The organism is Stagnihabitans sp. (assembly GCF_964946895.1).
The window spans coordinates 1-25,409 of record NZ_CBBQHX010000014.1 but is presented as its reverse complement, the minus strand read 5'-3'; the positions used below and the strand labels follow the sequence as shown (position 1 = coordinate 25,409).

Here is a 25,409-nt window from a genome sequence, read left to right as displayed (position 1 = left end):
AACGGCCCTGTGGCGCCGCACAGCCGGCATCAGGCAGGCTGATGGAAGATTTGTGGCAGATGGCGATCCCGGGACGACTCGAACGCCCAACATCCTGATTAGAAGTCAGGTGCTCTATCCAGTTGAGCTACGGGACCGTGCCTGCACTGATAGCGGTTCGCAAATCCGACCGCAACGGGGCGCGGGGTTGCCGTGCGACACTTCGCCCCCGGCTTTTGCAGACCACCCGAGGGACGGGGCCTTGGGCCGCAAGGGCAATGTCCCTCAGCCAGCGTCCGCCTCAGCCCAACGCGAGGGTCATAAAGACCGACATCGGATCAAGCACATAGCTGCCAAACGGCGGACAAACGCTGAAACCGGCGCGTTCGTAGAGGATACGGGCAGGGCGAAAAAGCTCTTGCGTCCCGGTCTCAAGGCTCAGACGGGTGACGCCCGCAGCTTTCGCCTCATCGATGATGTGCGACAGCATCAGCCTTGACAGGCCCCTGCCCCGGTATTCGATCAGAACATGCATCGACTTGATTTCGGCATGGCCCGGTTCGAACGGTTTGAAGGCGCCCATCGCGATGGGCGCCCCCGCATCCCGCACCACGAAGAACTGCGCGCCCGCCTCGTTCAACTGGCTGGCGTCCATCATGTGGATGCTTTCCGGCGGCGTATCGGCGTGCATGTCCGCCGTGTGACGGGCGAACAGCAGCGCCAGATCCGGACCGACCGGGCTTTCTCTTGTCAGTGTCAGGCTCAATTGCCACCCATCAAAGGCGTGCCATTGACCGAAACCGCGCCCGGCTTGGAGGCGTCAATATCCCAGACCAGCTTGTCGCCGTCTTTCTTCGCCATGCCCTGTGCCATGCCAAAGCCCATCATGGCCTGCGCTTTCATGTCATCGGGCGCAGCATTCAGCGCAGCCTGCAGTTTGTCGGCACCGGTCAGGGTCACCGTGGCCGTACCCGTCGGCACCGGCGCATTCGGACCAGCCACCATGGCCCCCTGGTAGGTCAGTTCATAGCCGTCGCCTGCGAGGCTGCCGGGGTTGAGCGTGATGGTCACGGCCCCTTTGGGCAGGAAAGCCGCCTGCACTTTTTGGGTGAAGCCGCTGGTGTCAGACATGCCGCCAGTCGGCAGGTCCAACCCATCAAGCGAGGCGGTCAGCCCGGCCGCCGCATCAAAATCAGTGACTTGCACGTCAAGAGACAGCTTTTTCGGCAGGACCGGCGCGGCCCAGTCCGGCACCAGACCGGCCGGCAGGGTCAGACCCGAAAGCGAAAACGCCTCGCGAACCTTTCCATCGGCGACAGCGCCATTGGCTTCCACGGTGAAGCCAAGTTCATCAAGGCCGACATTGCCCATCGGGGTTTCAACCGACAGCTTGGTTGCCTTGCCACCGACGTTGAAATTGCCAAAGAACGGCATCGATCCGGTGACCAGCGACTTGAACGTCGCCTCGTCCGCCTTGCGCGAGGCTTGGTCGGGGTGGGCGACGATCCATGCGGCGGTCTTGAACAGGCCGTCGAACATGAAGCCGGTGCCCTTGACGTCCTCGGTCAGCCCGTCGGCCTTGACGGTGACGGGCATGGCGGGCTGGCCCGGACCGGTGCTGACATTCATCGTTTCGGTCAGGCCGGTCCCGGTTACGGTCACGCCAATATCGGCTCCGCCCGCGGCGCCGGCCGCGCCGGTGCCTTCAAACGTCCCACTGGCAAGGCCGATTTCCGCCGTCGTTGGCGCCGCATTCGGCGTTTGCACGGTTTCGCTGACCTTCACATCGGAAAACTCTCCCTTCATCGTGGTGAAGGCGAGGATCTTTTCGTCAAAAGTCCCTTCAAACGTGTCAGAGGAAACCTCTTCTTTCAGATCAAAGGCGTTGGGAAGCGACAGGGCAATCGAAACCGCCTGATTCAGCGAGACGCCCCAAGTGCCATCGCCATTGTCGGTCAATTCGAACTGGAACGGCGTCACGCTGCCGGTCAGGCCGCTGTCCTTGGCCTGCGCGATCAACGGTGCCGCATCCAGCGTCAGGGCATAGGTGTCGCCATTGGCGGCCACCGTGACCAGCCCGGCGGTGGTGCCAAGGTAGGTCTGAAACACCTGCGTCAGATGCGCGGCACCGTCTTCAGTAGCAGGCTGTGCCACCGCAGCGGAGGCCATAAGAAGGGGAACAAGTGCAAGAGCATGTTTTTTCATGACAATCTCCGTTAAATTCAAAGGGCCGCGGAAACCGGGGCCAGAACGTTCAGTGAGTCCAGACACCTTTGCGGTTGGTGGCAAAATTCTCGCCATAGCCGCCGGGGCGGATGTTGGGCCGCCGGGAGTGCGGATCGACGACGTCGAATTCGATGCCCCGTGCCGTGGCATAATCTTCCGCGGCTTCCCGGCTGTCAAAGCGCAGGCGCACCTGAGCTTCCATGTCATCGGAAGAGGTCCATCCCATCAATGGGTCCACTTCACGAGCGGTGGCGGGAGCAAACTCCAGCACCCAGCCTTTGGCTTTGGCGGTGCCGGACTGCATGGCAGTCTTGGCGGGTTGGTAGATGCGCGCGCGCATGAAAAACCTCACGAGATCAGGGCTGCTGCTTTATTCCGAAAATGGGGGCTAAAGGCAAGATGCTGTCGGCTGGCCACTGGGAGTGGGGTGGGGTGTGTGGTGCGACCAGCCGACAGTGTTTGCTGCTTGCCGGGCCAATCTGCCCCGAGGACGACCAATTTTCAACCGAAAGCTGCACCTTTGAACCGCTTTTTCCCTAAAGTTGATCCGCTTTTCTTTACCTTGCCGCAAGAGGCGTTACGCCATCGTTAACCACCCCCTTTAATGGGAACAAAAACGGAATAGATTGACTGCGTATCGCCCCGGAAGGGAATCACCATGCCGCACAACAATTCCAACGCCCTTGCCGCGCGCCCCGAGGTGCTGACCCGCCCCAAGCTGGAGGGTGGGCGGCGCTTTGTCATGCACTCGCCGTTTCAGCCGGCGGGCGACCAACCCACGGCGATTGCTGAACTTTCCAAGGGCGTTCTGGCGGGCGACCATGATCAGGTTCTGCTGGGCGCCACGGGCACAGGCAAGACCTTCACCATGGCCAAGGTGATCGAGGAAACCCAACGCCCGGCCATCATCCTTGCGCCGAACAAGACGCTGGCCGCGCAGCTGTATGCTGAATTCAAAGGGTTTTTCCCCGAGAACGCGGTGGAATATTTCGTCAGCTACTACGACTACTACCAGCCCGAAGCCTATGTCGCCCGCACCGACACCTATATCGAGAAGGAAAGCCAGATCAACGAACAGATCGACCGGATGCGCCATTCGGCCACCCGGGCGCTGCTGGAACGGGACGATGTGATCATCATCGCCTCGGTGTCGTGCATCTATGGCATAGGTTCGGTCGAGACCTATTCGGCGATGACGCAGGACCTGATCGTGGGGCAAAGCTATGACCCGCGCAAAGTGATCGCCGAACTGGTCGCGCAGGCCTATCGGCGCAACGAGATGGCCTTCGCGCGCGGGTCGTTCCGGGTGCGTGGCGACACGATCGAACTGTGGCCGGCGCACTTGGAAGACCGGGCCTGGCGGTTTTCTTTCTTCGGGGAAGAGCTTGAAGCGATTATAGAATTTGACCCGTTGACCGGGGCAAAGACGGATGTCTTCAAGCAAATCCGCATCTATGCCAACTCGCACTACGTGACACCCCGGCCGACGCTGCAACAGGCGGTCAAGGGAATCAAATTCGAACTGCAGCAGACGCTTGACCGCTTTGTGACGGAGGGCAAGCTGCTGGAGGCGCAACGGCTGGAACAGCGCACCAATTTCGACGTCGAGATGATCGAGGCAACGGGGGCCTGCGCCGGGATCGAGAACTATTCCCGCTACCTGACAGGCCGCGCGCCCGGTGAGCCGCCGCCGACGCTGTTCGAGTTCATCCCCGACAATGCCATTGTTTTTGCAGACGAATCCCACGTTTCCGTGCCGCAGATCGGCGGCATGTACAAAGGCGACTTCCGGCGCAAGATGACGCTGGCCGAGCACGGGTTCCGCCTGCCCTCTTGCATGGACAACCGGCCGTTGAAGTTCGAGGAATGGGACGCGATGCGCCCGCAATCGGTGTTTGTGTCCGCAACTCCAGCGGCCTGGGAACTGGAGCAGGCGGGTGGCGTGTTTGTTGAACAGGTGATCCGGCCGACCGGTCTTGTCGATCCGATCGTGGAGATCCGTCCTGTCGAGATGCAGGTGGATGACCTGCTGGACGAGGTGCGCAAGGTGTCTTTGCGCGGCATGCGGACACTGGTGACAACGCTGACCAAGCGGATGGCGGAGGATCTGACCGACTACATGCACGAACAGGGCATCCGCATCCGCTATATGCACTCTGACATCGACACGTTGGAACGCATTGAAATCCTGAGGGATTTGCGGCTGGGGGCGTTCGATGTGCTGGTGGGCATCAACCTGCTGCGCGAGGGGTTGGACATTCCGGAGTGCGGTCTGGTGGCCATTTTGGATGCCGACAAGGAAGGCTTCCTGCGCTCGGAAACCTCATTGATCCAGACGATCGGGCGGGCGGCGCGCAATGAAGAGGGCCGCGTCATCATGTACGCCGACCGCATCACCGGCAGCATGGAACGGGCGATGGGTGAAACCGACCGGCGGCGGGCGAAACAGGTTGCCTATAACCTGGAACACGGCATCACCCCGCAAACCGTCAAGAAAAACGTCGAGGACGTGCTTCACGGCCTGTGGCAAGGTGACACCGATCAGGCGCGCATCACGGCCAAGGTCGAAAAGGCCAACGTCGGTCAGAACCTTGCCGCCCATCTGGAAGGTTTGCGCCTGCAGATGCGCAAAGCGGCCGAGAACTTGGAATTCGAAGAAGCCGCGAGACTGCGCGACGAAGTCAAACGTCTGGAGGCTGTCGAGCTTGCAGTAGCGGATGATCCCCTTGCGCGGCAGAGCGTGATTGAAGAGGCGGTCGAGGAAGCGGTTTCGAAATCCGGACGCTCTACCGCAGGGCGTGCGGGACAGCGGGGCGGCAACAAGCGGCGGCATTAGGGCGGCATTCTTCCGGTCTGTGCCCAACTCTACCCCGAACCGCTTAACGCCCTCTTAATGGCGACCGTGCGATCATCGGCAAAGAGATTGAAAACGGGCCGCTTTGCGGACATTCTGCAAGAAATCAGCGAGGAGACGACGATGCGTGGGATTCTCAACTGGACTTTGTCCCTTGTGATCGGGGTCTCGCTCGTGGCGGGACCGGGCGTGGCGCAGACCTTGAACTGTCAGGCCCCCCGGCTCGAATCAGAGGCGCTGCTGTGTCAGGCCGATGTGATCCGGGCCAGGCGCACGCAAACCGTGGTTGCCGGGGCCCTTGTGGGCGCACTTCTGGGCAATCTTCTGGCCAAGAACACCGGCGCCAGCCGCACGGGGGGCACGGTTGCCGGGGCGATGGCCGGCGGCCTGGCGGGCTATTGGCTGAGCGTGCAGAACGAAATTACCAAGACAAATGCAAGTGATAAGGCCCGCAAGGCCGAGGTTCAGGCCCGCGCTGCGGCCGAGGCGCGGCGGCAGAAGACCAGCGCCTCGCATCTGAATGACGAGTTGCGGGTGGCCTTGCTGCGCTCTCCCTCGGCGGCCGATGACCCCAAGAAACGCGAGGCGCAGCTGGCGCAAATCGCCAAGGCAGCCAATCTGGGCGCCCAACAGGCGCAGGACAGCGGGCAAGGCTACACGCAGGTCGCCCAGCAGATGAACACGCCGGTCGATGCGCGGCCGCTGTTCACCCCCGCGGCCTCCTCGTTCCAGGCGACCAAGGCCAAGGCCTGCTCGCAGATGCAACATCCGGGCAGCTATTGCAGCTGACCCCCAAGGGCTTGTGTGACATTCGGGGTTGAAGTGGCGGGCGGGATCGGGTCTTCCTGCGGCAAACCGGCATGGGGGAACTGGACATGACTGAACGGCATCCGGCTTGGGCGCCACTTTGGACCGGTGGTCTGGCATGACGCCGCGCAAGCCGCTGATTGACCCGGATCATCCGATGTTTTCAAGGACTTGGGTCAGGGTGGCGACAACGGTCCTGCCGCTGGGCTGGGCCTGTATGGAATTCTGGACGGGCAATCCGTTCTGGGGCCTGCTGTTTGGCGCGGCGGGCGTCTATGCCGGCTACAAGTTGTTCATTTACAAGCCGTAAGCGTGCCCCGCATCTCTGCGCTATCCCCTTGATCCACATGGGGTTTGCAGCCCGTCACCCGCTCCACCACCGCGAGCATCGTGGCCTGCACGGCGGGTTGTTCGGCGCGGGTGGCATAGCCCATCCGCACCACCTCAAACGCGTTTTCGCGGCGCCAGACGGTGTAATCATGGGCACCGACCGTCACGGTAACCTTTGGCGCGCCCATCATCAAAGGCGCCGGAGAGGCGCTGCAGGCAGCCAGCAGAAGGATGAGGAAAATCAGGCGCATGGCGGTGGTTTCTCACCTTTAGGTTAATTTGGGGTTAAGAAAACCGGGCGGTCTTGCTTTTGTCTTCTTTACGTCTTCCTTCCGTCTCTACGCGCGTCTTGGTCGGGAATGATTAACCGCCCTGCCCTATCCTGCCCGCAGGAGGGCACCATGACCGATCTCAAGCACCAGACCGCGACGCAGACCCGGCACTACACCTATATGGCGGACGTGATGCGTCGGCTGGAGTGGGACCTGCACAACACCATCGAAATGACCGGCCGCATCCCGGAGGAGTGGCACCAGATCGCCCGCGCCACGCCGGAAGCGGCGGGCGTCAAGGTCAACCTGCGGCTGGAGGCCGATGTGGTGAAATTCTTCAAGTCGATGGGCGAGGCTATGGGCCGCGCATCAACGCGGTCTTGAAAAGCTACATGCATGCGCGGCTGGCGGGGGTGATCAAAGGGGCGGAGACTTTGGCGCATTACCGCAAGCGCGAGGAGTTGCATGACGCGGGCAAGCCGGCGTTCGGGGCGACGGCGCGGAGTTTGGGGGAGGATTGGGAGGACGAGGGGCCGCCGCCAGAAGCCAAGGCGCGGGCGCGGATGGCGGAGATTTTGCAGCAGCGCCATGCCGAAGAGGGGATGAAGGGCGAGCCGGAGGGGTGGTTTCGGGTGCGGTAGGGTGGGGTGAGGTGTTCGACAAGGACCCTGTTGTCATGGCCCGTTCACGTGGCGCGGGAGACACATGCGCAATAGACTATTACGGTGACCTTGAATTTCTTCGTCCGCCCGACGTAGAAGGTCGGAAGGTTGGCTGGAGTTAATTGGATGTCTTGGGATTCGAGTAGGTTGAAATCTGGTTTGGGTCGGTTTTGGCGCTGGATCGCTCCTTGGGGGGCGGCCTGCATCTGGTTGGGATTTGCACTGCTTGTTGCGTTTCCGATTGCCGCGATGTCCGCAAACATACCGGGGCTCGCTCACGAGTTTGTTTCGGGCTGGGAACGACTGCTACTACCAGTGCTTCTGTTCGCAGACATCTTCATTATCGTAGGGGTTCTGAAAGACCACAAAGTTCGGGACCGAATGGCTGGCCGGGGCTTAGTGATCTTGGCAGCTTCAATCATCGTTTATGTTATCGCGGTAGGTTTGTTTCCAGCGTTCAATCCGAGCGCAGGAAGCGAATCGGGGTGGATTATGATCGTAGCGTGCATATGTATCATCGCTGTGCGTGGATTGTCCTACGTTCGGAACGTTCATATGGAACCGCTTGACCCGAGTTCGGCTCAGGTCTAATCCTGCTCAAACAGAGGAGCATCGAAATGTCGATTATATTACTCGTCATTGGGCTGTTGGTCGTTGCCGCTGCCGAATGGAGCGCGCCTCGCGAATATACCGCTCACGCTTCGCGTCAGAAGGCATTTGACGGCAAGCGCCCAATGGGACACAGGTTGGGACTTTTCAATCGGCTTCTTGGTGCTGACGACAAGCCGTTGCCGATTTCGAGCAACACGATCGTTGTACGCGTTGACGGCGACTCTTGTTCGGAGTTTGGCCTCAAGAACGGCACTCGAGCTATGGCAGAGCGTGTGGACGCAAGTTACGCCAAAAAGCTGAAGACTGGCGCATTCGTCGTGATCGATGGGCCTGGTCAGTTCCAGTCGGGGCTGCGTATTAGGCGGTTCAAGGGACTTGTAGGTGAAGAAATGCACTTCTTCGACGACAGAAAAGGAACCGTCAACCCGCGTCCGACAAGCCAGCTTTGGGCAGTGATAACTCACCGCGAAGTCGCTGAACCGGCTGAATCAGTTCAATAAAATTGAACTTGTTGAGGATTGATAAAGGTCGGATCATTGGCAGATCCGACCTTTCTTCGTACCGTCAATTATCCATCTTCAACGCCGAGATGAACGCCTCCTGAGGGATTTCCACCTTCCCGAACTGGCGCATGCGCTTCTTGCCCTCTTTCTGCTTCTCCAGCAACTTTTTCTTGCGGGTCGCGTCGCCGCCGTAGCATTTGGCGGTCACGTCCTTGCGCATGGCGGACAGGGTTTCGCGGGCGATCACGCGGCCGCCGATCGCGGCCTGGATCGGGATCTTGAACATGTGGCGGGGGATCAGGTCTTTCAGCTTCTCGACCATGGCGCGGCCGCGCATCTCGGCGCGGTCGCGGTGGACCATCATCGAGAGGGCGTCGACGGGCTCGTCGTTGACGAGGATCGACATTTTCACAAGGAAATCCTCGCGGTATTCCGACAGGACGTAGTCGAAGGAGGCGTAGCCTTGGGAGACCGATTTCAGGCGGTCGTAGAAGTCGAAGACGACCTCGGCCAGGGGCAGGTCATAGACGACCATGGCGCGGGTGCCGGCGTAGGAGAGGTCCATCTGGATGCCGCGGCGGTCCTGGCAGAGTTTCAAAATGTCGCCGAGATATTCGTCGGGGACCATGATCGTGGCCTTGATGCGGGGCTCTTCGATGTGGTCGACGAAGGTGAGGTCGGGCATGTCGGCGGGGTTGTGCAGGTCGCGCACCTCGCCGTCTTTCATGTAGAGGTGGAAGACCACGGAGGGCGCGGTGGTGATGAGTTCGAGGTTGTACTCGCGCTCCAGCCGGTCGCGGATGACTTCGAGGTGGAGGAGGCCGAGGAAGCCGCAGCGGAAGCCGAAGCCGAGGGCGGCGGAGGTTTCCATTTCGGTCGAGAAGGAGGCGTCGTTGAGGGAGAGCTTTTCGATGGCGTCGCGGAGGTCTTCGAACTGGGCGGCGTCAACGGGGAAGAGGCCGCAGAAGACGACGGGTTGGGCGGGTTTGAAGCCGGGGAGCGGTTCAAGGCAGCCCTTGCGTTCGTGGGTGACGGTGTCGCCGACGCGGGTGTCGCGGACCTGCTTGATCTGGGCGGTGAAGATGCCGATTTCGCCTGGCCCAAGCTCGGCAATGTCAACCATCTGGGGTTTCAGGACGGCGAGCTTTTCGATGCCGTAGACGGCGTTGGTCTGCATCATGCGAATGCGGTCGCCTTTGCGGACGACCCCGTCCATGACGCGGAGCATGACGACGACGCCGAGGTAGGCGTCGTACCAGCTGTCGACGAGCATGGCCTTCAGGGGCGCATTGGCGTCGCCTTTGGGGGCGGGGAGGCGGGTGACGATGGCCTCCAGCACATCCGGAATCCCAAGGCCGGATTTGGCGGAGATCAGGACGGCGTCGGACGCGTCAAGACCGATGACGTCTTCGATCTGCTGGCGGATCCGCTCGGGTTCAGCGGCGGGCAAGTCGATCTTGTTCAGGACGGGGACGATTTCGTGGCCGGCATCCAGCGCCTGATAGACGTTGGCCAGTGTTTGGGCTTCGACGCCCTGGGAGGCGTCGACGACCAGCAGGGAGCCTTCGACGGCACGCATCGAGCGGCTGACTTCGTAGCCGAAGTCGACGTGGCCGGGGGTGTCGATCAGGTTCAGGACATAGTCCAGCCCATCCTTGGCGCGGTAGTTCAGGCGCACCGTGTTGGCCTTGATCGTGATGCCGCGCTCGCGCTCGATATCCATCGAGTCCAGCAACTGGGCTTTCATGTCGCGGTCGGCGACAGTGCCCGTTGACTGGATCAACCGGTCAGCGAGGGTGGATTTGCCGTGGTCGATATGGGCCACGATGGAGAAGTTGCGGATGCGATCAAGCTGGGTCATGCGCCCGCGTATAGCGGGTTGTCCTTGGGGGGGGAAGGGGGGCGCTTTCCAATCCTTTGGGCGCGCCCTATAGGCGGGGCGCAGGGTCCGAAGAGGATGACGGGATGCGCTGGGTCAAGGCGATGGGGTTTTATCTGTGCGTGGCGCTGATCGTCACCGTCAGCCTGTTTCCGTTCTATTACACCTTTGTCACCAGCTTTGCGACGGATCAGGGCCAGTTCGAGGTGCATTACTGGCCGCAGGGGCTGAACCTGGCCAACTATGCATCTGTCTTGCAGCAGCCGATCTTTCTGACCTCGCTGGCCAATTCGGTGTTTGTGGCGGTTGTGGTGGTGGCCGCCTCTTTGGTGCTGGCGGTGATGGCGGCCTATGCGCTGGGGCGGGTTCGGTTCCGGGGGCGCGGGTTGCTGCTGGTCACGATCCTGTCGGTGTCGATGTTTCCGCAGGTCGCGGTGCTGGCGGGCATGTTCGAGATGGTGCGGTTCTGGGGCCTGTACAACACGATCTGGTCGATGGTGGTGGCGCAGACGGTGTTCACGCTGCCCTTCTCGGTCTGGCTGCTGACAACCTTCATGCGGGGTCTGCCGGTGGAGATCGAGGAGGCGGCGATCATTGATGGCGCGACACCTTGGGTGGTGGTGACGCGGATCTTTCTGCCGCTTCTGGTGCCTGCCCTGGTGACAACGGGGCTTTTGACCTTCATCGGATCGTGGAACGAGTTTCTGTTCGCGCTGACCCTGACGATCAGCGAGACGGTGCGGACGGTGCCGGTGGCCATGACAATGATCAGCCCGACGGCGTGGCAAGAGATGGCGGCGGCCTCTGTCATCGTGACCACGCCGATCGTGGGGCTGGTTCTGGTGTTTCAGCGCAGAATCGTCTCTGGCCTGACGGCGGGCAGTCTGGTGGGCTGATCGGCGATCACGGCACCGTATCTTGTGGCCTGCGCGCACCGCTCTGCCATATCCAGAAGATGTGGCGGGTTTCCGCACAAACCCTTGGGTGGGTTGAAAAATGTGTTCCGAATCGATACAATGCGGTCAACAAAAACCAGTGAGGCGGGCGTGATCCGACCTTGCGGCATGAGGCAGAATGATGAGCAAGATCCTGTTCGGGGCCGGTTTCACGGTCCTTTCGTTGATGTATATGGCCGGGGCCGCCGCGGCCGGGCCGATTGAAAGCGCCTGCCTGCAGTCCAAGCGCGATGGCGTGAACCGCAACCTGTGTTCCTGCATCCAGCAGGTGGCTGACATCACGCTGGGCGGCAATGACCAGCGGTTGGCGGCGACCTTCTTCAAGGACCCGGACCGCGCGCAGCAGGTTCACATGTCGCAAAGCCAAAAGGATGATGCCTTTTGGGCGCGGTATGTAACCTTTGGCCAACAGGCGCAGATGGCCTGCTCGGGCTGAGGTCAGCCGAACTTCACCTGCGGCAGCGCCATGCCCGGCACGCAATCGGGCGCGGGCTGCGGTGTGCCAAGCGTGGTGATCACCGGCACGATGCCGGCCCAGATCGGCCAGGCGCGATCCTCGGGCGGGTCATCGGGCATGCCGGTGGCGACCTTGGCCGAGGCCTCGTCAATCGGCATGGTCAGGATCGTGGTGGCCTTCAATTCCTGCGCTGTCATCGGGCGCAACTGGGGCCAGCGGCCGGGGAACATCTGGTCCATCATCTCTTTCAGGCGCGCTTCCTTTTCCGCCGGGTCGGACACGATCCGGACGGCGCCGAACAGCATGGCCGAGCGGTAGAGGACAGAGTGTTCAAAGCCCGACCGCGCCAGAACAAGGCCATCGGTCAGCGTGACGGTCAGGCAGGCCTGCTTGCCCTCGATGGCGCGCAGGAAGCGGCTGGCGGCTGAGCCGTGCCAGTAGACACGGTCGCCCTCGCGCCATTGCAGGGTGGGGGTGACATGCGGCGCACCGTTCACGACATAACCGACATGGGCCACCGGGCTGGCGTCCAGGATGGCGTGCAGCGTCGCCGCGTCATGCGCGCCCTTGTGGGACATGCGGCGCAGGCGGGTGCGGTCGGTGGGGGCGGCTTGGCTTGGCATGGCAACCTTTCGCGGTCATGGTCCGCTGCGGCCAAAGCAACGGATGGGACAAGGCAGGATGGGCAATCTGCCCATCTTAGCAGAAGGCTGGCCTCCCGAAAGGCTGGGCTAACGAAAGGCTGGGCCATGCGACCATAGGGTCAGCGACCAGCGGGTGCCAGAGGTGACAGGTGTTACCCGGTGCAGAACGAAGCTGGGGAAAACGATGGCAGTCCCCCGATCGCGCGGCGCCTGACGGACATTGCTGTCGGGACGCAGTTCCAGCGTGCCGCCCGCGTAATCGGCGGGATCGGACAGTTGCACGACGATGGTCAGTTTGCGCCTGGCGGCCAAGGCCCCTGCCCCGATGTCGGAATGCCAGTCGAAATGCCCCTCACGCTCGGAACCATAGCGGGCGACCTGGGCGCTTTCGGCGAAATCGGTCAGGTCAAAACCGAAGGCCGCGCGGTTGGCGGCTGCGGTCAGGCGCATCATGCGGTCCATCACCCAGGCCGCCTCGGGCAGGTCGTCAAGCCAGGACAGTTCGGCCCGGCGGATCTGGTGGGCGGTGGTCTGGCGCACCAGCCCCGCATCCTTCATCGGGCCGGCTTGGCAGAGCGCCACCAGCGCGTCGCAGTCTGCCGGGGTCAAGGCGTCAGGGATCAGGTGAAACGGGGTCATGGCCGGGCCTAGCTGGTCAGCCCCCCGGGGCGGCCGGAGGGCGGGATTTTCCCCGGCTTGGCGCAAAATTGGCCAAAGCGCAACGGGGGTGGCGGGGACAGGTCAGTCCTTGTCGGCCGATTCGGCATCATGCGGGGTGGGGCCCGCCCCGGACTCGGTCAGGCGCTTGTTGTCCACGGGGACGGTCACCGTGACCTCGCCCGCGGTCTTGAACGTCAGCACAAGGGTCAGCGTATCGCCCTGCTTGATCGGGTGCTTGAGGTCCATCAGCATGACATGGTCGCCCGCGCTGGCCAGCAGCCGGACGTCCTGGGCCTTGACGACGAAGCCTTCGGGAACTGCCGTCATCTGCATGACGCCCTTGGCGTCGGCAGTGTCGTTCATCAGCATGACCATGCCCGCGTCGGGACTGGTGGCGGACAAAAGCGTATCGTCCGTCGTTTCATGATTCATGATGCGGAAGAAAGCTGCGCCCGAGGGGCCGATGACCCGGGCATAGGGGTCCAGGATATGCACGCCGTTGTGGGCAGCGGCGGGCAGGGCAAAAAGCGGAAAGGCCATAAGGGCCGCGATGGCGGCAAGACGGGTCAGGGTCATGGTGTCCTCGAAAGATCTGAAAAGGGATGGGGTTCAGGCCAGGAGGACAGGTGGGGCGCGGGCCGTGGGGGACAGGACGCGCAGGGCCACGGCATGCAGGGCACGCGGCAAAGCCAGCCGCAGGCTGCGGGTGATCGGCGCCAAGGGCATCGTGACCGGAGCGGAAACGTCGGCAACCACGGCGGCGGCAAGGCAATGGGTGCAGGGCCGACCGTGGATCGCATGGCCTGCCGCATCCAGCACGACATGGGTGGCCCCCAAGGCACCGCACAGGACCTGATCGGTGGCCCCTGCCATTTCCGATCGCGCCACGGCCTCGGACTGCGAGGCCAGGGACAGGATCAACGACAGAAAGAGGGCCAGCATCGTGCGCATGGCGGGGTTTTAGTCAAGACGCCGGGCAAGAACAAGCGAAAGCCCCGTTGCCAGACGGCAAAGGGGCTTTCAACGTCAATCCAAAGGGATCAAAGGTCGTGGATCACGCTGCCCGGATCAGGCGGCGGTGACTTGTGCCTTCACGACTTCCTTCTTGATCGCCAGAGCGTCGGAGGACAGTTCGTCATCCTTGGCCTTGAGCAGGAAGGCGTCAAGCCCGCCGCGGTGGTCGACCGAGCGCAGGGCGGCTGCGGAAATCCGCAGTTGGAAGCTGCGACCCAAAGCGTCCGAAATCAGGGTGACTTCGTTCAGGTTCGGCAGGAAGCGCCGACGGGTCTTGTTGTTGGCATGGCTGATCTTGTTGCCGGACATCGGGCCCTTGCCCGAGAGTTCGCAGACGCGCGACATTGTGGTGTTCCTTCGTGTGTCAAGACGACAGAGCACCGCCAAAGTGGCGGCGTCCGAATTCGATTGATGGCGTGTAAGCGGCTTTCCCGGTGGCGTCAAGCGATTCACCCCCACGCATTTGCCCAACCACACGCTTTATCGCCCCAGAAGCCGCAGAAGCTGGACGGCGGCGGCTTCGGGCGTCTGCTGGCCCGCAGCAACCTGATCCCCCAGGCTTTGCATCAGGCCTTTGGCCGGCTCGCGCGAGAGGGCCGAAAGGAGGCCCTGCCGGACCTCCTGATCAAACCAGTGCCGCGCCTGTTCGGCGCGGGAGGCCTGCCAATGGCCGTTTGTGCGGCGCCAGGTGGCGAGATCCTGGACCTTGTCCCAAACCTCGGTCAGGCCGCGCTGTTCGAGCGCCGAGACGGTGAGGGCCGTGGGAAATCCCTCAGGGTCTTGCGGGCGGTGGCGCAGAAGGCGCAGGGCGCCGGCATATTCGGCAAGGGTGCGGTTGGCGGTGGCCAGCAAGGGGCCGTCGGCCTTGTTGATCAGAAGGATGTCGGCCATCTCCATGATGCCGCGCTTGACGCCTTGAAGTTCATCGCCGCCAGCCGGGGCCAGAAGTAGCAGGAAGACATCGCACAGCTGCGCCACGACGGTTTCGGATTGGCCGACGCCGACGGTCTCGATCAGGATGACGTCGAAGCCCGCCGCTTCACACAGCGCCACCGCTTCGCGGGTGCGCCGTGCCACGCCGCCCAGTTCTGTGCGGCTGGGGCTGGGGCGGATGAAGGCAAGCGGGTCGCGCGAAAGACGCTCCATCCGCGTCTTGTCGCCGAGGATCGAGCCGCCGGTGCGGGCGGAGGAAGGGTCGACCGCCAGCACGGCAACGCGCAGGCCGCGTGCGGTCAGCATGAGGCCAAAGCTCTCGATGAAGGAAGATTTGCCGACCCCGGGCGTCCCCGACAGACCCAGCCGCAGCGCCTGACGGTCACGTCCCAGCGCGCCGATCAAGGCCAAAGCCTGCGCCCGATGATCCGCCCGCCCGCTTTCCACCAAGGTGATCGCACGGGCCAGCGCCCGCCGGTCGCCCGCCTGCACGGCCTTTGCCAGTTCCTGCACGTCCATCCCTGCCCTCCGCGCCGCAACCTTGCCCCAGGGCGCGGGAATTGGCCAGAGGCCGGCTTTGGCATCTTGCCGCAGGCGCGGGCCTGCCGCCGCCGCCGCCCCCCTCCCCGGCCCTCCCCGCAAGCGGGGCGGGGGCGCAGGCTGCGCCGCCTGTGACGGGCTTCATGGCGCGCGCACGTGGCGGCCTCAGGGCCTCCGGCGGGAGTATTTGGCAATGAGCAAATGGGAAGAGAGGGGTTGTTGCATTTGCTCCTTGAGAAATACTCCACGGGAGGGTCCAGGAGGGTGTGAAACCCTCCCGGCCTTGATGCAGCAGGCCGAGGCTGGGGGTTGAGTGCGGCGGAGCGGGCCGCGATAAGGGGGCATGAGCCAGAACCCTGCCCCCCCGCCCCCTGCCCCGTTGCCGATTGACGAGGTGTTGCCGCAGGTCCGGGCGGCGGTGGCTAGGCGTGGCATGGTGGTGCTGCAGGCGCCGCCGGGGGCGGGCAAGACCACGCGGGTGCCACTGGATCTGCTGGCCTCTGGGTTGATCCCGGGGCGGATCGTCATGCTGGAGCCGCGGCGGCTGGCCGCGCGGGCGGCGGCGGAGCGCATGGCGGAGACCTTGGGCGAGGCGGTGGGGGCCAGCGTGGGATATCGCATTCGGGGGGAGGCCAAGGTTGGAACCTCGACCCGGATCGAGGTGGTGACCGAGGGGATCCTTACGCGGATGATCCAGTCGGACCCGGAACTGGCCGGGGTGGGTGCGGTCATTTTCGACGAGTTCCATGAGCGGTCCTTGGCCGCCGATCTAGGACTGGCGCTGGCCTTGGAGATCCGGGGGGCGCTGCGGGACGATCTGGTTCTGGTGGTGATGTCGGCCACGCTGGACGCGGGCCCGGTGGCGGTTTTGATGGGGGACGCGCCGGTTGTCACCTCGGAGGGGCGGGCTTTTGCGGTGGAGACGCGCTGGTTGGGGCGCAGTCTGGACGCCTCAGTCCGCTATGAGGCCGCGATGACAGGGCTGATCCTTGAGGCGCTGGAGGCGGTGCCGGAGGGTGGGTTGCTGGCGTTTCTGCCGGGAGAGGGCGAGATCAGACGGGTAGAGGCGGCCTTGGCGGGGCGGGTGCCGGGCTGTGTCGTCTTGCCCCTGTTCGGCGCGATGGAGTTTGCGGCACAGCGGGCGGCTTTGGGGCCGGTGAGCGGGCGGCGGGTGGTGCTGGCGACCTCGATCGCGGAAACCTCGCTGACCTTGCCGGACATTCGCATCGTGGTGGATGGCGGGCGGGCGCGGCGGGCGCGGTTTGATCCGTCCTCGGGCATGTCGCGGCTGGTGACCGAGCGGGTGACCAAGGCCGAGGCCGAACAGCGCCGGGGCCGGGCCGGGCGGGTGGCGGAGGGGGTGTGCTACCGGCTTTGGACCAAGGGCGAGGAAGGCGGGCTGGCCTTGCATCCGCCGGCCGAGATCGAGGCGGCGGATCTGGCGGGACTGGCGCTGGAGCTGGCGCTTTGGGGTGGCGATGCGCTGCCGTTTCTGACGGTACCGCCGCCCGGGCCGATGGCAGAGGCGCGGGCTTTGCTGGAGGAGTTGGGGGCTTTGGACTCAGGCGGGCGGATCACGCCGCATGGACGGGCTTTGGCGGCTTTGCCGCTGCATCCAAGGCTGGCGCATATGCTGATGCTGGCGGGGCCGGGGGCGGCGCCCTTGGCGGCGCTGATGGAGGAGCGCGATCCGTTGAAGGGAGCGCCGCCGGACCTTGCCTTGCGGATGAAGGCAGTACGGGATCTTCGGTCCTATGAGGCGGATCATCCCTGGCCCGCGGCACGGCCGGTGCTGGAGCGGATCAAGGCGGAGGCCAAGCGGCTTGTGCGGGCGGTGCCGGGCAAGGACGGCGATTTCAGTCTGGGGCAGATGGCGGCTTTGGCTTATCCGGACCGGATCGGGTTGCGGCGCAAGGGGGATGCGCCGCGCTGGCTCTTGTCGGGCGGCAAGGGGGCGGCGATGGCGCCGGGGACGCCTTTGGCAGGGGCTCGGCTGATCGTGGCGACTGATCTGGACGGCGACCCCCGGGAGGCGATGGTGCGGCAGGCGGTGGCGTTGAGCGACAGCGAACTGCGCGCACTTTACGCCGACCGGATGGCGTGGCGTGAGATTTGTGAATGGTCGCGGCGCGATGGGCGGGTGGTCTCGCGCCGACAGGAGATGCTGGGGGCGCTGGTGCTGGAGGAGCGGCATTGGGATGCGCCGGCGGAAGCCGTGGCTTTGGCAGCCTTCGAGGGCCTTCGGGTTCTGGGCCTGCCGTGGAGCCGGGCGGCGCGGCGGTTGCGGGCGCGGATTGCGCTGGCTTCGGGCGGAGGGTGGCCGGATGTCAGTGATGCGGGGCTGTTGGCGGAGGGCGGGTGGCTTTTGCCCTATCTGACCAAGGCGCGGACCGAAAGCGACCTGAAGGCTTTGGATTTGACCGAGGCGCTGCGATCCCGGCTGACCTGGGACCAGGCGGCGGAAATGGACCGCTTGGCGCCGGCGCATTTCGAGACCCCGCTGGGGCGGCAGGTGCCGATTGATTATGACGGCGAGGTGCCGGGCATCGAGGTGCGGCTGCAAGAGATGTTCGGCGTGACGCTGCATCCCGTGGTGGGGATCAGGCGGCTGCCGCTGCGGGTGCAATTGCTGTCGCCGGGGCACAAGACCATTCAGGTGACGATGGACATTCCGGGGTTCTGGCGCTCTTCTTATGCCGATGTGAGGAAGGACATGCGGGGGCAGTATCCTCGGCACCCCTGGCCCGAGGACCCGACGGTGGCAGAGCCCACCTTGCGCGCCAAGCCACGAGGGACGTGAGCTTGAGGACCGGTGTCAAAAGGCGCGCGTGCCGCGCATGGCTTTTGTCTCGCCTCTGGCGTGCCGCCAACCGGCTCGGCGGAAGGGCCTCTGGCGGGAGTATTTGGCAAGGCGCAAATGTCAGAGCACTTTGCCTGAAGCGGGGCTGAGCAGGGGCGGGAGGCGGTCATGACGGAATATCCTCATCTGTTGGCGCCATTGGCCTTGGGGGCGGTGACCCTGCAAAGCCGGGTGGTGATGGGGTCGATGCACACCGGGCTGGAAGAGCGCGGCGACTGGCAGCAGGCGGCGCGGTTCTATGCGCGACGGGCGGAGGGCGGGGTTGGGCTGATCGTGACCGGGGGCATGGCGCCCAACCGTGAGGGTGGGGTGTTTGCGGGGGCGGCGGGGCTGTTTGACGCCGAGGACGTGGCGCACCATCGCCAGGTCACGCAGGCCGTTCATGCGGCGGGCGGGCTGATTGCGATGCAGGTTCTGCATGCCGGGCGCTATGCCCTTGGCAAGGACTGCGTCTCGGCCTCGGCGGTGCGGTCACCGATCTCCCCCTTCACGCCGGCGGCACTGGATGAAGCCGGGATCGAGCGGCAGATTTCCGACATTGCCATGGCCGCCGCACGGGCGCGGGAGGCGGGGTATGACGGGGTCGAGATCATGGGGTCGGAGGGATATTTCCTCAACCAGTTCCTGAGCCCGAGGGTCAACCGGCGCACCGATGACTGGGGCGGCTCGACCGCGGCGCGGCGGCGCTTGCCTTTGGCCGTGGTCGATCGGGTCAGGGCGGCAGTGGGGCGGGATTTTCTGCTGATCTACCGGATTTCCCTGGCCGATCTGGTGCCGGAGGGCAGTTTCTGGGCCGAGACGGTGGATTTGGCCAAGGCCCTGGAGCCGCAGGTCGACCTGTTCACCTCGGGCTTTGGCTGGCACGAGGCGCGGGTGCCGACGATTGCGGCCTCGGTTCCGCAGGGGGCTTTTGCCGGGCTGACGGCGCGGTTGAAGGCAGAGGTTCGCGTGCCGGTGGCGGCGGCGAACCGGATCACCACGGCAGCGATGGCGGAGGCGATCCTCGCCTTGGGTCAGGCGGATCTGGTGGCCATGGCGCGGCCTTTGCTGGCGGACCCGGATCTTGTCGCCAAGGCGCGCGCGGGGCGTGCGGATCGGACGGCACCCTGCATCGCCTGCAATCAGGCCTGCCTGGACCATACGTTTGCGGGAAAGCTGGCGACCTGTCTGGTCAACCCGGCGGCGGCCCGGGAGGCGGAATTCGCGGCGGAGCCTGTGGCCACGCCCTTGCGGATTGCGGTGGTGGGCGGGGGCGCTGCGGGGATGGCCTGTGCTGCAACAGCGGCAGAGCGCGGGCATCTCGTGGTCTTGTTCGAGCGGACCCAGGCTTTGGGCGGGCAGATGCGGCTGGCGGCACGCGTGCCGGGCAAGGGTGAGTTTGCCGGGTTGCTGGACTGGTTTGCCCTGCGGCTGCGCGCGGCGGGGGTGGAGGTGCGGCTGGGGACGGCCGCCGTGCCGGAGGCCTTGTCGGGGTTTGACCGGGTGGTGCTGGCGACCGGGGTGAAACCGCGGCGGATCGAGGTGCCGGGGGCAGCAACTGCGCCGGATTATGCCGAAACGCTGGCGGGCCGCGATCTGGGGCCCCGCGTGGCGGTGATCGGCGCCGGGGGGATCGGGTTTGACGTGGCGACCGCCCTGGTGGGGGCCGAACTGGGGCTGGAAGACTGGCGGGCGGAATGGGGGGTGGGGGACCCTAGCCTGTCGCCCGGCGGCCTGACCGCGGCGGCGCCGACCCCGCCTGCCCGGCAGGTCTGGCTGTTGCAGCGCAAGCCAGAAAAGCCGGGGCGGGGCTTGGGCAAGACCACGGGGTGGATCCACCGGGCACATCTGGCAGCCAAGGGGGTCAGGATGCTGGGCGGGGTTGCCTATCTGGGCTTTGGCGCTGACGGGCTGCGCATCCGGCGCGACGGGCGCGAAGAGGTCTTGCCGGTGACGGACATCGTGCTGTGCACCGGGCAGGAGAGCGAGCGTTCCTTGGCGGAGGCCCTGACGGTGGTGGGTCGGGCGTTCCATCTGATCGGCGGCGCGGCAGAGGCGCAGGGCATTGATGCCAAGCGGGCCATTGAAGACGGCGTGCGGCTGGGCCTGTCCCTTTAGTGTTTGCGGGGCCGCGAAGTTGCGGCCCTTCGGTCCAGATGAGTGTTGCGGCCAAGTCCAGCCGGGGCAGCGGCTTGCTGCCCGTCGCCTGCTTCTGTAACAGTTTTATGACAACAACAGACAGGGCCTCCCCTTGAGTATTTCGATCATGCTGGCCGTTCTGGGGTCAGCCTTGCTGCACGCCCTGTGGAATTCGCTGATCAAGACCGGAACCTCTCGGCTGGGGGCGACGGTGATCCTGTCCTTGGGCGAGGTGCCAATCGGCGTTGTGGTGGCACTGTTCTGCAAGGCGCCAACCTGGGAGGTGATGCCTTGGGTTCTGGCCTCGGGCTGTACGCATTTCTTTTACAAGTTCTTCCTGACCTATGCCTATGCGCGGGGCGACCTGAGCCGGGTCTACCCGCTGGCGCGCGGAACCGCGCCGCTGATCGTGGGCGTCGTCTCGACCCTGTTTCTGGCGGAACCGCTGACCGTGCACCAGTTTGCCGGCGTCATGGTGTTGGGCTGCGGCATTCTGATGATGGCGGGCGGCGTGCTTTGGGGGGATGAGAACCGCAAGCTTATACCCTTCGCCCTCGGCTCTGCCTGCGCGACCGCGCTGTACACGCTGATCGACGGGCACGGCGCGCGGGTGGCGGGCGATCCGGTGGGCTATGTGGCGTGGGTCTTCATTGCCGACGGCGGGTTCTTTGCCAGCGGAATCCTTGCGTGGAAGGGCCTGTCGATCCTGCCCCGAGAGCGCAAGCCGTGGACGGCGGGCATGATCGCGGCGGCGGCGTCCTATGGGGCCTACGGCGTCTCGGTCTGGGCGATGACGGTGGCACCGATTGCGCTGGTGGCGGCCCTGCGCGAGACATCGATCCTGTTTGCGGTGGCGATAGGCTGGCTGTTCTTCAAGGAAAGGCTCAGCAAAGCCAAGGCCTTGGCGGCCTTGGTGATTGTCTTCGGCGTGATCCTGACCCGGCTTTAGGCGATGCGGTCAGAGGCGTCGGCGGGGAAAATCTGCTGCACGATGCCCGCGAAGGTCAGGTACAACGAGGACAGGATCAGGCCCCAGTGGGCAATCATCCCCTCGTTGAAATCGACCCATGCGGCGTTGGCGGCACAGGCCAGCCAGACAATCGCCATGCCAAGGTTGAGCGCGTGCCACCGGGGGGTGCGCGTCGGGTGGATGAATTTCAGGTTCAGGAACATCGCGACGGTCAGCGCGATGACGGTGACCAGCACCACGAACTGCGGCGGGTCAATGGCGAACAGCACCAGAATGACCATGTTCCAGCAGGCCGGAAAGCCCGCAAAACTTTTGTCCTTGGTCTTCATCCGCGTGTCAGAGAAATAGATCACCGAACCGTAGCAGATCACCAGGATGGCTGCCAAACCGGTCCAGTGCGGCAACATCCCCTGCGTGTAGAGCGCGTAGGCCGGAATGAAGACATAGGTCAGGTAGTCGACGATCAGGTCCATCAGGACGCCGTCATAAAGGGGCCAGTTCGCCACCGTGTCATACCGTCGCGCCAAGGGACCATCAATGCCATCGACGATCAAGGCCACGACCAGCCACAGGAACATCATGCTCCAGTTCTTCTCCACCGCCGCCAGCATGGCGAGCATCGACAGGACGGACCCCGTCGCGGTGAGAAGATGAACCATAAGGGCTTTGAGGCGGATATTCATGCGCCTGTGATGGCTGAAATGGCCGCTGCTTGCAAGCGGGCGGTGGCGGCCAAAAGGTCGCCACCGGGCAAGTCGGGTGGCAAAAGTGGGTCAGGCGGCGATCTTGACCGCCGCGAGGAACTTTTGCGCGACATCGTTGCCGATACTGACCGAGGTCGAATTGGGCGCTTCGTTGGTCACGGCACTGAACAGCGCCTCGTACAACGATTTGGCCGCGCCCTTGGCGGTTACGGTGCTGGTGTCGGCCGTGGCAGCGGTAGAGGTGTCGCCCGGACCGTCGCCGTCAGCGTCAGGCCGATGCCGGTGATGGGCTGCGCCACCGGCCCCCTGCAGGGCCTGCGCCCCGGCCTTCAACTCATCTGCGCTGAGTTGGCCATCGCCGTTGGTGTCCAATGCGCTGACCAGTTTGGTCAGCATGTCGGCCAGCGAGGTGGTTCCCGAAGCCGTGCTTGCGGTCGAGGTCGAGCTTGATGCTGTGGTCGAACCGTCGTCATCGCCATCGCTGTCGGTTCCGGTGCTGGTCGCGCTTTGGCTGTTGCCGGTCAAGGTGTTCAGAAGGGCGGCAAACATCGACTCGGCCGAGGCCCCCATGCCGCCGGGCGGTGGCCTGTCTGGGGCTGGCGGCGGGCGCGATGCGGTGCGGGTGGCGGCGGTCGAGGTGGTCGAATTGGACGGATTGGCGAATAACGACAGCAACGCCGAAGCGTTGGGGCTGCCGGACAGGGCAGAGATCATTTGGACCCTCCTTCTGGATCGGGTTCCGGCTGGAACCAGGGGCACGATAGTCCCGCATGGTTGACAAACCGCCACTAACCCTAGGCTCAGGCTTGAAAATCTGGTTCGCATTTGTCGAAACATCAGGCCACGCCGATCAGGCGCGGGGATGGGCACGGTCGTAAACCTCCATCAGGCGGGCGGCATCGACGGCGGTATAGGCCTGCGTGGTCGACAGCGAGGCATGGCCCAGAAGTTCCTGAATGGCGCGCAGGTCACCGCCGGCGGACAACAGATGCGTCGCGAAGGAATGCCGCAAGGCGTGCGGCGTGGCAGAGGCGGGCAGACCAAGGCGCATACGGGCCTGCTCCATCGCCTTGGCAATCAGGCGGGGGTTGAGCGGGCCACCGCGCGCACCGCGAAACAGGGGTCTGTCGCGCTCCACCGGATAGGGGCACAGTCGCACGTAGTCGGCGACGGCGTCTTTGGCCACCGGCAGGACGGGCACCAGACGGTCCTTGTCCCCCTTGCCGCGGATGCGCAGAACGTCCGGCAGCGGGTGGTCCGCGCCGGTCAGCCCCAGCGCTTCCGATATCCGCAGGCCGCAGGCGTACAGCACTGTGGCCACCGCGATGTCACGGGCGCCGACCCAGTCCCGGACAGCAAAGGCGCCGATGTCGGCGATGACATCACGGGCCCCCTCCACCGTCAGGGGGCGCGGCAGTTTGCGGCGAAATTTCGGGCCCCGGGCCGACAAGACGGTGGTGGCGTCAAAGTCATGGCGCTGCGCCAGCCAGCCGAGGAAATTCTTCACCGCCGACAGCGATCGGGCCAGCGACCGCGCCGAAAGCCCCCGGGCGCGCTCTGCCGCCATCCAGGCCCGCAAATCGGCTTGTGGCAAGGATTCAAGCGCGATCACCCCTTCGGCGCCACCATGATGTTGGGAAATGAAAGCCAGAAAGCCGCGAAGGTCGCGCCCGTAAGCCTCGATGGTCTTGGGCGACGCACCGTTTATCGCGCGCAGATGATCCAGCCAGCGTGCAAGGGCGTCCGCCATCCCGCCGGAAAAGCCGGTCAGCCCAACCATTTGCGCATGATGCGTTCGAAGACCCCGGCGAAGAAGGCCAGAAGGTCTGTGCCATGGGTTGACTTGAACTGATGCGGATCCTCGGCCCCCAAGGCCAGCATGCCGGGCAGACGCCCGGGCCCAAGATCAAGCCGCAACAGGGCCTCGGACCGGATCCAGTCGGCCCGGTCGCCATAAAGCATGTCATTGGCGGGCACGACCTGCCGCAGCACGACAGTCTTGGTCGGGGTATTGCGGCCTGCCGACATGTACCCGCCCACAAAGCCAGCTGGGGCGACATGCACCACCGGCGACAGCCGGCTGAGGGCGGCATCCGCTTCGGCGCGCGATTCCACCACGAAGCGGATCGATTCCACCCGCAGGGTCGAAGCGACGTTGGCGTTCAGCGCGGTCAGAAACGCCGGGAACGTGGTCGGGTCCAGCAGATGCAGCACGGCGCGGTGCACCTGATTGGTGCCAGCCAGATTTTCATAGGCGGCGGCAATCACCGTGCGGTGGGTGTCCTCCAGTTTGTCGAGCCGCTGCTCCAGCCGCTCCATCGCGATGCCGCGCAGGTCGACCACGTTGGAGCCCATGGCGCGTTCGTTGGCACCGATCAGGGCCTGCATGACGGCCAAATCATCAAGAAGCACCTCGGGCTCTGCCAGGATGCGGTCTCGCGTGTCGGGATCAATCTTCAAATGCGGTCACCCTCGGGTCAGCTTTGCGTCGACTATAGCCGATTTTCGGCTTTGTCGTTGCAGGAAATGCGTTTGCCCCGGCAAGTGAGCCCACTGGGTCACAGTGGCGCTCCGCCCCGGCGCTGGAGGGTTTCACACCCTCCAGACCTCCCGTGGAGTATTTCCCAAGGAGCAAATGGGGGCACGGGTCTTGGATTTGCTCCTTTGGAAATACTCTCCGGGGGTCCGGGGGTGGAAAACCCCCGGCTGCCAGCCCCGGACGCGGGGCTTGCAGGCCTGCGCGCTTTGCGGCTAGGCCATGACAAAGCGGAGGTGCCGGGTGGTCGAGCGGGTCTATGAAGCGGGCGAGCGGATCGGGGTTCTGACCTGCGAGCCGATTGGCCGGGTACTGGACTATCTTGCGCCTGAAAGCGGCTGCGGCGATGGCGATTTTCTGGAAGTACCGCTTGGCCCGCGCAAGGTGCTGGGCGTGGTCTGGGGCAAGGGCGAAGGCAGCTTCGATCTGGCCAAGCTGCGTCAGGCGGGGGCGGTGCTGGAGGCCGCCCCGATGCGGGCCGAGATGCGGGCCTTTCTGGCGCGGGCTTCGGACTACACGCTGACGCCGCTGCCCGCCATGCTGCGGCTTGCGACGCGGGCTCCGGGCCTCGGCCTGCCGCCCGCGATGCGGCGGACCTATGTTCTGGCCGGCGCTGTCCCCAACCGCCTGACCGAGGCGCGCCACAAGGTGGTGGACGCGTTGCGGGGGGTCGGGGATTCTCCGGTGACTTTGGGGGAATTGGCGGAGCTGGCAGATGTCAGTGCCAGCGTGATCAAGGGCCTGGTCAAGGCCGGCGTATTGGCGGAACTGGATGCGCCCAAGGACCTGCCCTATCCGACATTGGACCCGTTGCGTCCGGCGCGGCTGGCGGGCGACCAGATCACGGCAGGCGCGGCACTGGATGCGGCGGTGACCAAGGGCGGTTATTCGAC

The 25,409-nt window shown here is 64.5% G+C and carries 27 protein-coding genes and 1 tRNA gene; 12 read left to right on the top strand and 16 right to left on the bottom strand.

Features of this window, described 5'->3' with window-relative positions; genetic code table 11:
• Positions 1–60: 60 nt before the first annotated feature.
• From AC1Y2B_RS10970 to AC1Y2B_RS10955, 4 genes are all read right to left on the bottom strand, one after another.
• Positions 61–137: transfer RNA gene (locus AC1Y2B_RS10970), tRNA-Arg, on the bottom strand.
• A 143-nt stretch (positions 138–280) separates the two neighbouring features.
• A complete protein-coding gene (locus tag AC1Y2B_RS10965; RefSeq protein WP_482253127.1) occupies positions 281–745 on the bottom strand; it encodes a GNAT family N-acetyltransferase in 465 nt (154 codons plus the stop codon).
• Complete coding sequence (locus tag AC1Y2B_RS10960; protein ID WP_482253126.1) at positions 742–2,184, bottom strand: hypothetical protein; 1,443 nt, start codon at positions 2,182–2,184, stop codon at positions 742–744. The genes AC1Y2B_RS10965 and AC1Y2B_RS10960 overlap by 4 nt, the downstream gene beginning before the upstream one ends.
• A 49-nt stretch (positions 2,185–2,233) precedes the next feature.
• Positions 2,234–2,545, bottom strand: coding sequence for an ETC complex I subunit (locus tag AC1Y2B_RS10955; protein WP_482253125.1), 312 nt, complete (start codon positions 2,543–2,545; stop codon positions 2,234–2,236).
• Positions 2,546–2,863: 318 nt separating this feature from the next.
• On the opposite strand from AC1Y2B_RS10955, the gene uvrB reads away from it, so the two are divergent.
• The 3 genes from uvrB (at position 2,864) to AC1Y2B_RS10940 (ending at position 6,176) form a co-directional block, all read left to right on the top strand.
• A complete protein-coding gene (uvrB, locus tag AC1Y2B_RS10950) occupies positions 2,864–5,041 on the top strand; it encodes an excinuclease ABC subunit UvrB (protein ID WP_482253124.1) in 2,178 nt (725 codons plus the stop codon).
• A gap of 141 nt (positions 5,042–5,182) precedes the next feature.
• Positions 5,183–5,848 carry a glycine zipper 2TM domain-containing protein gene (locus AC1Y2B_RS10945; protein WP_482253123.1) on the top strand — a complete coding sequence of 222 codons (666 nt, stop codon included), beginning with the start codon at positions 5,183–5,185 and terminating at the stop codon, positions 5,846–5,848.
• Positions 5,849–5,984: 136 nt separating this feature from the next.
• Positions 5,985–6,176 carry a hypothetical protein gene (locus AC1Y2B_RS10940; protein WP_482253122.1) on the top strand — a complete coding sequence of 64 codons (192 nt, stop codon included), beginning with the start codon at positions 5,985–5,987 and terminating at the stop codon, positions 6,174–6,176.
• Here AC1Y2B_RS10940 and AC1Y2B_RS10935 read toward each other — a convergent pair.
• On the bottom strand, positions 6,160–6,447 hold the full coding sequence (locus AC1Y2B_RS10935; protein WP_482253121.1) for a hypothetical protein: 288 nt from the start codon (positions 6,445–6,447) through the stop codon (positions 6,160–6,162). The genes AC1Y2B_RS10940 and AC1Y2B_RS10935 overlap by 17 nt on opposite strands.
• Before the next feature lie 150 nt (positions 6,448–6,597).
• On the opposite strand from AC1Y2B_RS10935, the gene AC1Y2B_RS10930 reads away from it, so the two are divergent.
• The 3 genes from AC1Y2B_RS10930 (at position 6,598) to AC1Y2B_RS10920 (ending at position 8,242) form a co-directional block, all read left to right on the top strand.
• Complete coding sequence (locus tag AC1Y2B_RS10930; RefSeq protein ID WP_482253120.1) at positions 6,598–6,852, top strand: BrnA antitoxin family protein; 255 nt, start codon at positions 6,598–6,600, stop codon at positions 6,850–6,852.
• A gap of 8 nt (positions 6,853–6,860) precedes the next feature.
• Positions 6,861–7,109: a hypothetical protein gene (locus AC1Y2B_RS10925; protein WP_482253119.1), complete on the top strand. Its 249-nt coding sequence runs from the start codon at positions 6,861–6,863 to the stop codon at positions 7,107–7,109.
• A 638-nt stretch (positions 7,110–7,747) separates the two neighbouring features.
• Positions 7,748–8,242: a hypothetical protein gene (locus tag AC1Y2B_RS10920; protein WP_482253118.1), complete on the top strand. Its 495-nt coding sequence runs from the start codon at positions 7,748–7,750 to the stop codon at positions 8,240–8,242.
• A gap of 64 nt (positions 8,243–8,306) precedes the next feature.
• Here the strand turns inward: AC1Y2B_RS10920 and lepA are convergent, their stop codons facing one another.
• Positions 8,307–10,106 carry a translation elongation factor 4 gene (gene lepA, locus AC1Y2B_RS10915; protein ID WP_482253117.1) on the bottom strand — a complete coding sequence of 600 codons (1,800 nt, stop codon included), beginning with the start codon at positions 10,104–10,106 and terminating at the stop codon, positions 8,307–8,309.
• A 104-nt stretch (positions 10,107–10,210) separates the two neighbouring features.
• Between lepA and AC1Y2B_RS10910 the strand changes: the two genes are divergently transcribed.
• Both AC1Y2B_RS10910 and AC1Y2B_RS10905 read left to right on the top strand, forming a co-directional pair.
• A complete protein-coding gene (locus AC1Y2B_RS10910) occupies positions 10,211–11,020 on the top strand; it encodes a carbohydrate ABC transporter permease (RefSeq protein WP_482253116.1) in 810 nt (269 codons plus the stop codon).
• Between the two features lie 181 nt (positions 11,021–11,201).
• Positions 11,202–11,516, top strand: coding sequence for a hypothetical protein (locus AC1Y2B_RS10905; RefSeq protein WP_482253115.1), 315 nt, complete (start codon positions 11,202–11,204; stop codon positions 11,514–11,516).
• Positions 11,517–11,518: 2 nt separating this feature from the next.
• On the opposite strand, the gene AC1Y2B_RS10900 is transcribed toward AC1Y2B_RS10905, so the two are convergent.
• The 6 genes from AC1Y2B_RS10900 to meaB form a co-directional block, all read right to left on the bottom strand.
• Complete coding sequence (locus tag AC1Y2B_RS10900; protein WP_482253114.1) at positions 11,519–12,160, bottom strand: pyridoxamine 5'-phosphate oxidase family protein; 642 nt, start codon at positions 12,158–12,160, stop codon at positions 11,519–11,521.
• Positions 12,161–12,268: 108 nt separating this feature from the next.
• A complete protein-coding gene (locus AC1Y2B_RS10895; protein ID WP_482253113.1) occupies positions 12,269–12,820 on the bottom strand; it encodes a 2OG-Fe(II) oxygenase in 552 nt (183 codons plus the stop codon).
• Positions 12,821–12,922: 102 nt separating this feature from the next.
• A complete protein-coding gene (locus AC1Y2B_RS10890; RefSeq protein WP_482253112.1) occupies positions 12,923–13,417 on the bottom strand; it encodes a copper chaperone PCu(A)C in 495 nt (164 codons plus the stop codon).
• Positions 13,418–13,450: 33 nt separating this feature from the next.
• Positions 13,451–13,792, bottom strand: a complete 342-nt coding sequence (locus AC1Y2B_RS10885; protein WP_482253111.1) for a hypothetical protein — start codon at positions 13,790–13,792, stop codon at positions 13,451–13,453.
• Positions 13,793–13,909: 117 nt separating this feature from the next.
• Positions 13,910–14,200, bottom strand: coding sequence for a 50S ribosomal protein L28 (gene rpmB / locus AC1Y2B_RS10880; RefSeq protein WP_482253110.1), 291 nt, complete (start codon positions 14,198–14,200; stop codon positions 13,910–13,912).
• A 135-nt stretch (positions 14,201–14,335) separates the two neighbouring features.
• A complete protein-coding gene (gene meaB / locus AC1Y2B_RS10875; protein WP_482253109.1) occupies positions 14,336–15,307 on the bottom strand; it encodes a methylmalonyl Co-A mutase-associated GTPase MeaB in 972 nt (323 codons plus the stop codon).
• A 364-nt stretch (positions 15,308–15,671) separates the two neighbouring features.
• Between meaB and hrpB the strand changes: the two genes are divergently transcribed.
• The 3 genes from hrpB (at position 15,672) to AC1Y2B_RS10860 (ending at position 21,255) form a co-directional block, all read left to right on the top strand.
• Positions 15,672–18,128, top strand: coding sequence for an ATP-dependent helicase HrpB (gene hrpB, locus AC1Y2B_RS10870; protein ID WP_482253108.1), 2,457 nt, complete (start codon positions 15,672–15,674; stop codon positions 18,126–18,128).
• A 168-nt stretch (positions 18,129–18,296) separates the two neighbouring features.
• Complete coding sequence (locus AC1Y2B_RS10865) at positions 18,297–20,285, top strand: oxidoreductase (protein WP_482253107.1); 1,989 nt, start codon at positions 18,297–18,299, stop codon at positions 20,283–20,285.
• A 133-nt stretch (positions 20,286–20,418) separates the two neighbouring features.
• Positions 20,419–21,255: an EamA family transporter gene (locus AC1Y2B_RS10860; RefSeq protein ID WP_482253106.1), complete on the top strand. Its 837-nt coding sequence runs from the start codon at positions 20,419–20,421 to the stop codon at positions 21,253–21,255.
• Here the strand turns inward: AC1Y2B_RS10860 and AC1Y2B_RS10855 are convergent.
• The 4 genes from AC1Y2B_RS10855 to AC1Y2B_RS10840 all read right to left on the bottom strand — a co-directional run bounded on the left by AC1Y2B_RS10855 (position 21,252) and on the right by AC1Y2B_RS10840 (position 24,440).
• On the bottom strand, positions 21,252–21,959 hold the full coding sequence (locus tag AC1Y2B_RS10855) for a CDP-alcohol phosphatidyltransferase family protein (protein WP_482253105.1): 708 nt from the start codon (positions 21,957–21,959) through the stop codon (positions 21,252–21,254). The two genes, AC1Y2B_RS10860 and AC1Y2B_RS10855, sit on opposite strands and share 4 nt — an antisense overlap.
• Positions 21,960–22,049: 90 nt before the next feature.
• A complete protein-coding gene (locus tag AC1Y2B_RS10850) occupies positions 22,050–22,694 on the bottom strand; it encodes an EF-hand domain-containing protein (RefSeq protein ID WP_482253104.1) in 645 nt (214 codons plus the stop codon).
• Positions 22,695–22,830: 136 nt separating this feature from the next.
• Positions 22,831–23,760, bottom strand: a complete 930-nt coding sequence (locus tag AC1Y2B_RS10845; protein ID WP_482253103.1) for a tyrosine recombinase XerC — start codon at positions 23,758–23,760, stop codon at positions 22,831–22,833.
• Positions 23,748–24,440, bottom strand: coding sequence for a DUF484 family protein (locus tag AC1Y2B_RS10840; RefSeq protein WP_482253102.1), 693 nt, complete (start codon positions 24,438–24,440; stop codon positions 23,748–23,750). The genes AC1Y2B_RS10845 and AC1Y2B_RS10840 overlap by 13 nt, the downstream gene beginning before the upstream one ends.
• Positions 24,441–24,738: 298 nt before the next feature.
• Here AC1Y2B_RS10840 and AC1Y2B_RS10835 point away from each other — a divergent pair.
• Positions 24,739–25,409 (top strand): primosomal protein N' family DNA-binding protein (locus AC1Y2B_RS10835; protein ID WP_482253101.1); only part of this gene is annotated, 671 nt, incomplete at its 3' end.

Excerpts from the sequence above, each read along its gene's own strand:
- AC1Y2B_RS10855 (WP_482253105.1), bottom strand. The coding sequence starts at position 21,959 with ATGAATATCCGCCTCAAAGCCCTTATGGTTCATCTTCTCACCGCGACG.
- AC1Y2B_RS10935 (WP_482253121.1), bottom strand. The coding sequence starts at position 6,447 with ATGCGCCTGATTTTCCTCATCCTTCTGCTGGCTGCCTGCAGCGCCTCT.
- AC1Y2B_RS10900 (WP_482253114.1), bottom strand. The coding sequence starts at position 12,160 with ATGCCAAGCCAAGCCGCCCCCACCGACCGCACCCGCCTGCGCCGCATG.
- AC1Y2B_RS10960 (WP_482253126.1), bottom strand. The coding sequence starts at position 2,184 with ATGAAAAAACATGCTCTTGCACTTGTTCCCCTTCTTATGGCCTCCGCT.
- AC1Y2B_RS10925 (WP_482253119.1), top strand. The coding sequence starts at position 6,861 with ATGCATGCGCGGCTGGCGGGGGTGATCAAAGGGGCGGAGACTTTGGCG.
- rpmB (WP_482253110.1), bottom strand. The coding sequence starts at position 14,200 with ATGTCGCGCGTCTGCGAACTCTCGGGCAAGGGCCCGATGTCCGGCAAC.
- AC1Y2B_RS10930 (WP_482253120.1), top strand. The coding sequence starts at position 6,598 with ATGACCGATCTCAAGCACCAGACCGCGACGCAGACCCGGCACTACACC.
- lepA (WP_482253117.1), bottom strand. The coding sequence starts at position 10,106 with ATGACCCAGCTTGATCGCATCCGCAACTTCTCCATCGTGGCCCATATC.
- uvrB (WP_482253124.1), top strand. The coding sequence starts at position 2,864 with ATGCCGCACAACAATTCCAACGCCCTTGCCGCGCGCCCCGAGGTGCTG.
- AC1Y2B_RS10865 (WP_482253107.1), top strand. The coding sequence starts at position 18,297 with ATGACGGAATATCCTCATCTGTTGGCGCCATTGGCCTTGGGGGCGGTG.
- meaB (WP_482253109.1), bottom strand. The coding sequence starts at position 15,307 with ATGGACGTGCAGGAACTGGCAAAGGCCGTGCAGGCGGGCGACCGGCGG.
- AC1Y2B_RS10845 (WP_482253103.1), bottom strand. The coding sequence starts at position 23,760 with ATGGTTGGGCTGACCGGCTTTTCCGGCGGGATGGCGGACGCCCTTGCA.
- AC1Y2B_RS10955 (WP_482253125.1), bottom strand. The coding sequence starts at position 2,545 with ATGCGCGCGCGCATCTACCAACCCGCCAAGACTGCCATGCAGTCCGGC.
- AC1Y2B_RS10905 (WP_482253115.1), top strand. The coding sequence starts at position 11,202 with ATGAGCAAGATCCTGTTCGGGGCCGGTTTCACGGTCCTTTCGTTGATG.
- AC1Y2B_RS10940 (WP_482253122.1), top strand. The coding sequence starts at position 5,985 with ATGACGCCGCGCAAGCCGCTGATTGACCCGGATCATCCGATGTTTTCA.
- AC1Y2B_RS10910 (WP_482253116.1), top strand. The coding sequence starts at position 10,211 with ATGCGCTGGGTCAAGGCGATGGGGTTTTATCTGTGCGTGGCGCTGATC.
- AC1Y2B_RS10920 (WP_482253118.1), top strand. The coding sequence starts at position 7,748 with ATGTCGATTATATTACTCGTCATTGGGCTGTTGGTCGTTGCCGCTGCC.
- AC1Y2B_RS10945 (WP_482253123.1), top strand. The coding sequence starts at position 5,183 with ATGCGTGGGATTCTCAACTGGACTTTGTCCCTTGTGATCGGGGTCTCG.
- AC1Y2B_RS10885 (WP_482253111.1), bottom strand. The coding sequence starts at position 13,792 with ATGCGCACGATGCTGGCCCTCTTTCTGTCGTTGATCCTGTCCCTGGCC.
- AC1Y2B_RS10895 (WP_482253113.1), bottom strand. The coding sequence starts at position 12,820 with ATGACCCCGTTTCACCTGATCCCTGACGCCTTGACCCCGGCAGACTGC.
- AC1Y2B_RS10890 (WP_482253112.1), bottom strand. The coding sequence starts at position 13,417 with ATGACCCTGACCCGTCTTGCCGCCATCGCGGCCCTTATGGCCTTTCCG.
- hrpB (WP_482253108.1), top strand. The coding sequence starts at position 15,672 with ATGAGCCAGAACCCTGCCCCCCCGCCCCCTGCCCCGTTGCCGATTGAC.
- AC1Y2B_RS10850 (WP_482253104.1), bottom strand. The coding sequence starts at position 22,694 with ATGATCTCTGCCCTGTCCGGCAGCCCCAACGCTTCGGCGTTGCTGTCG.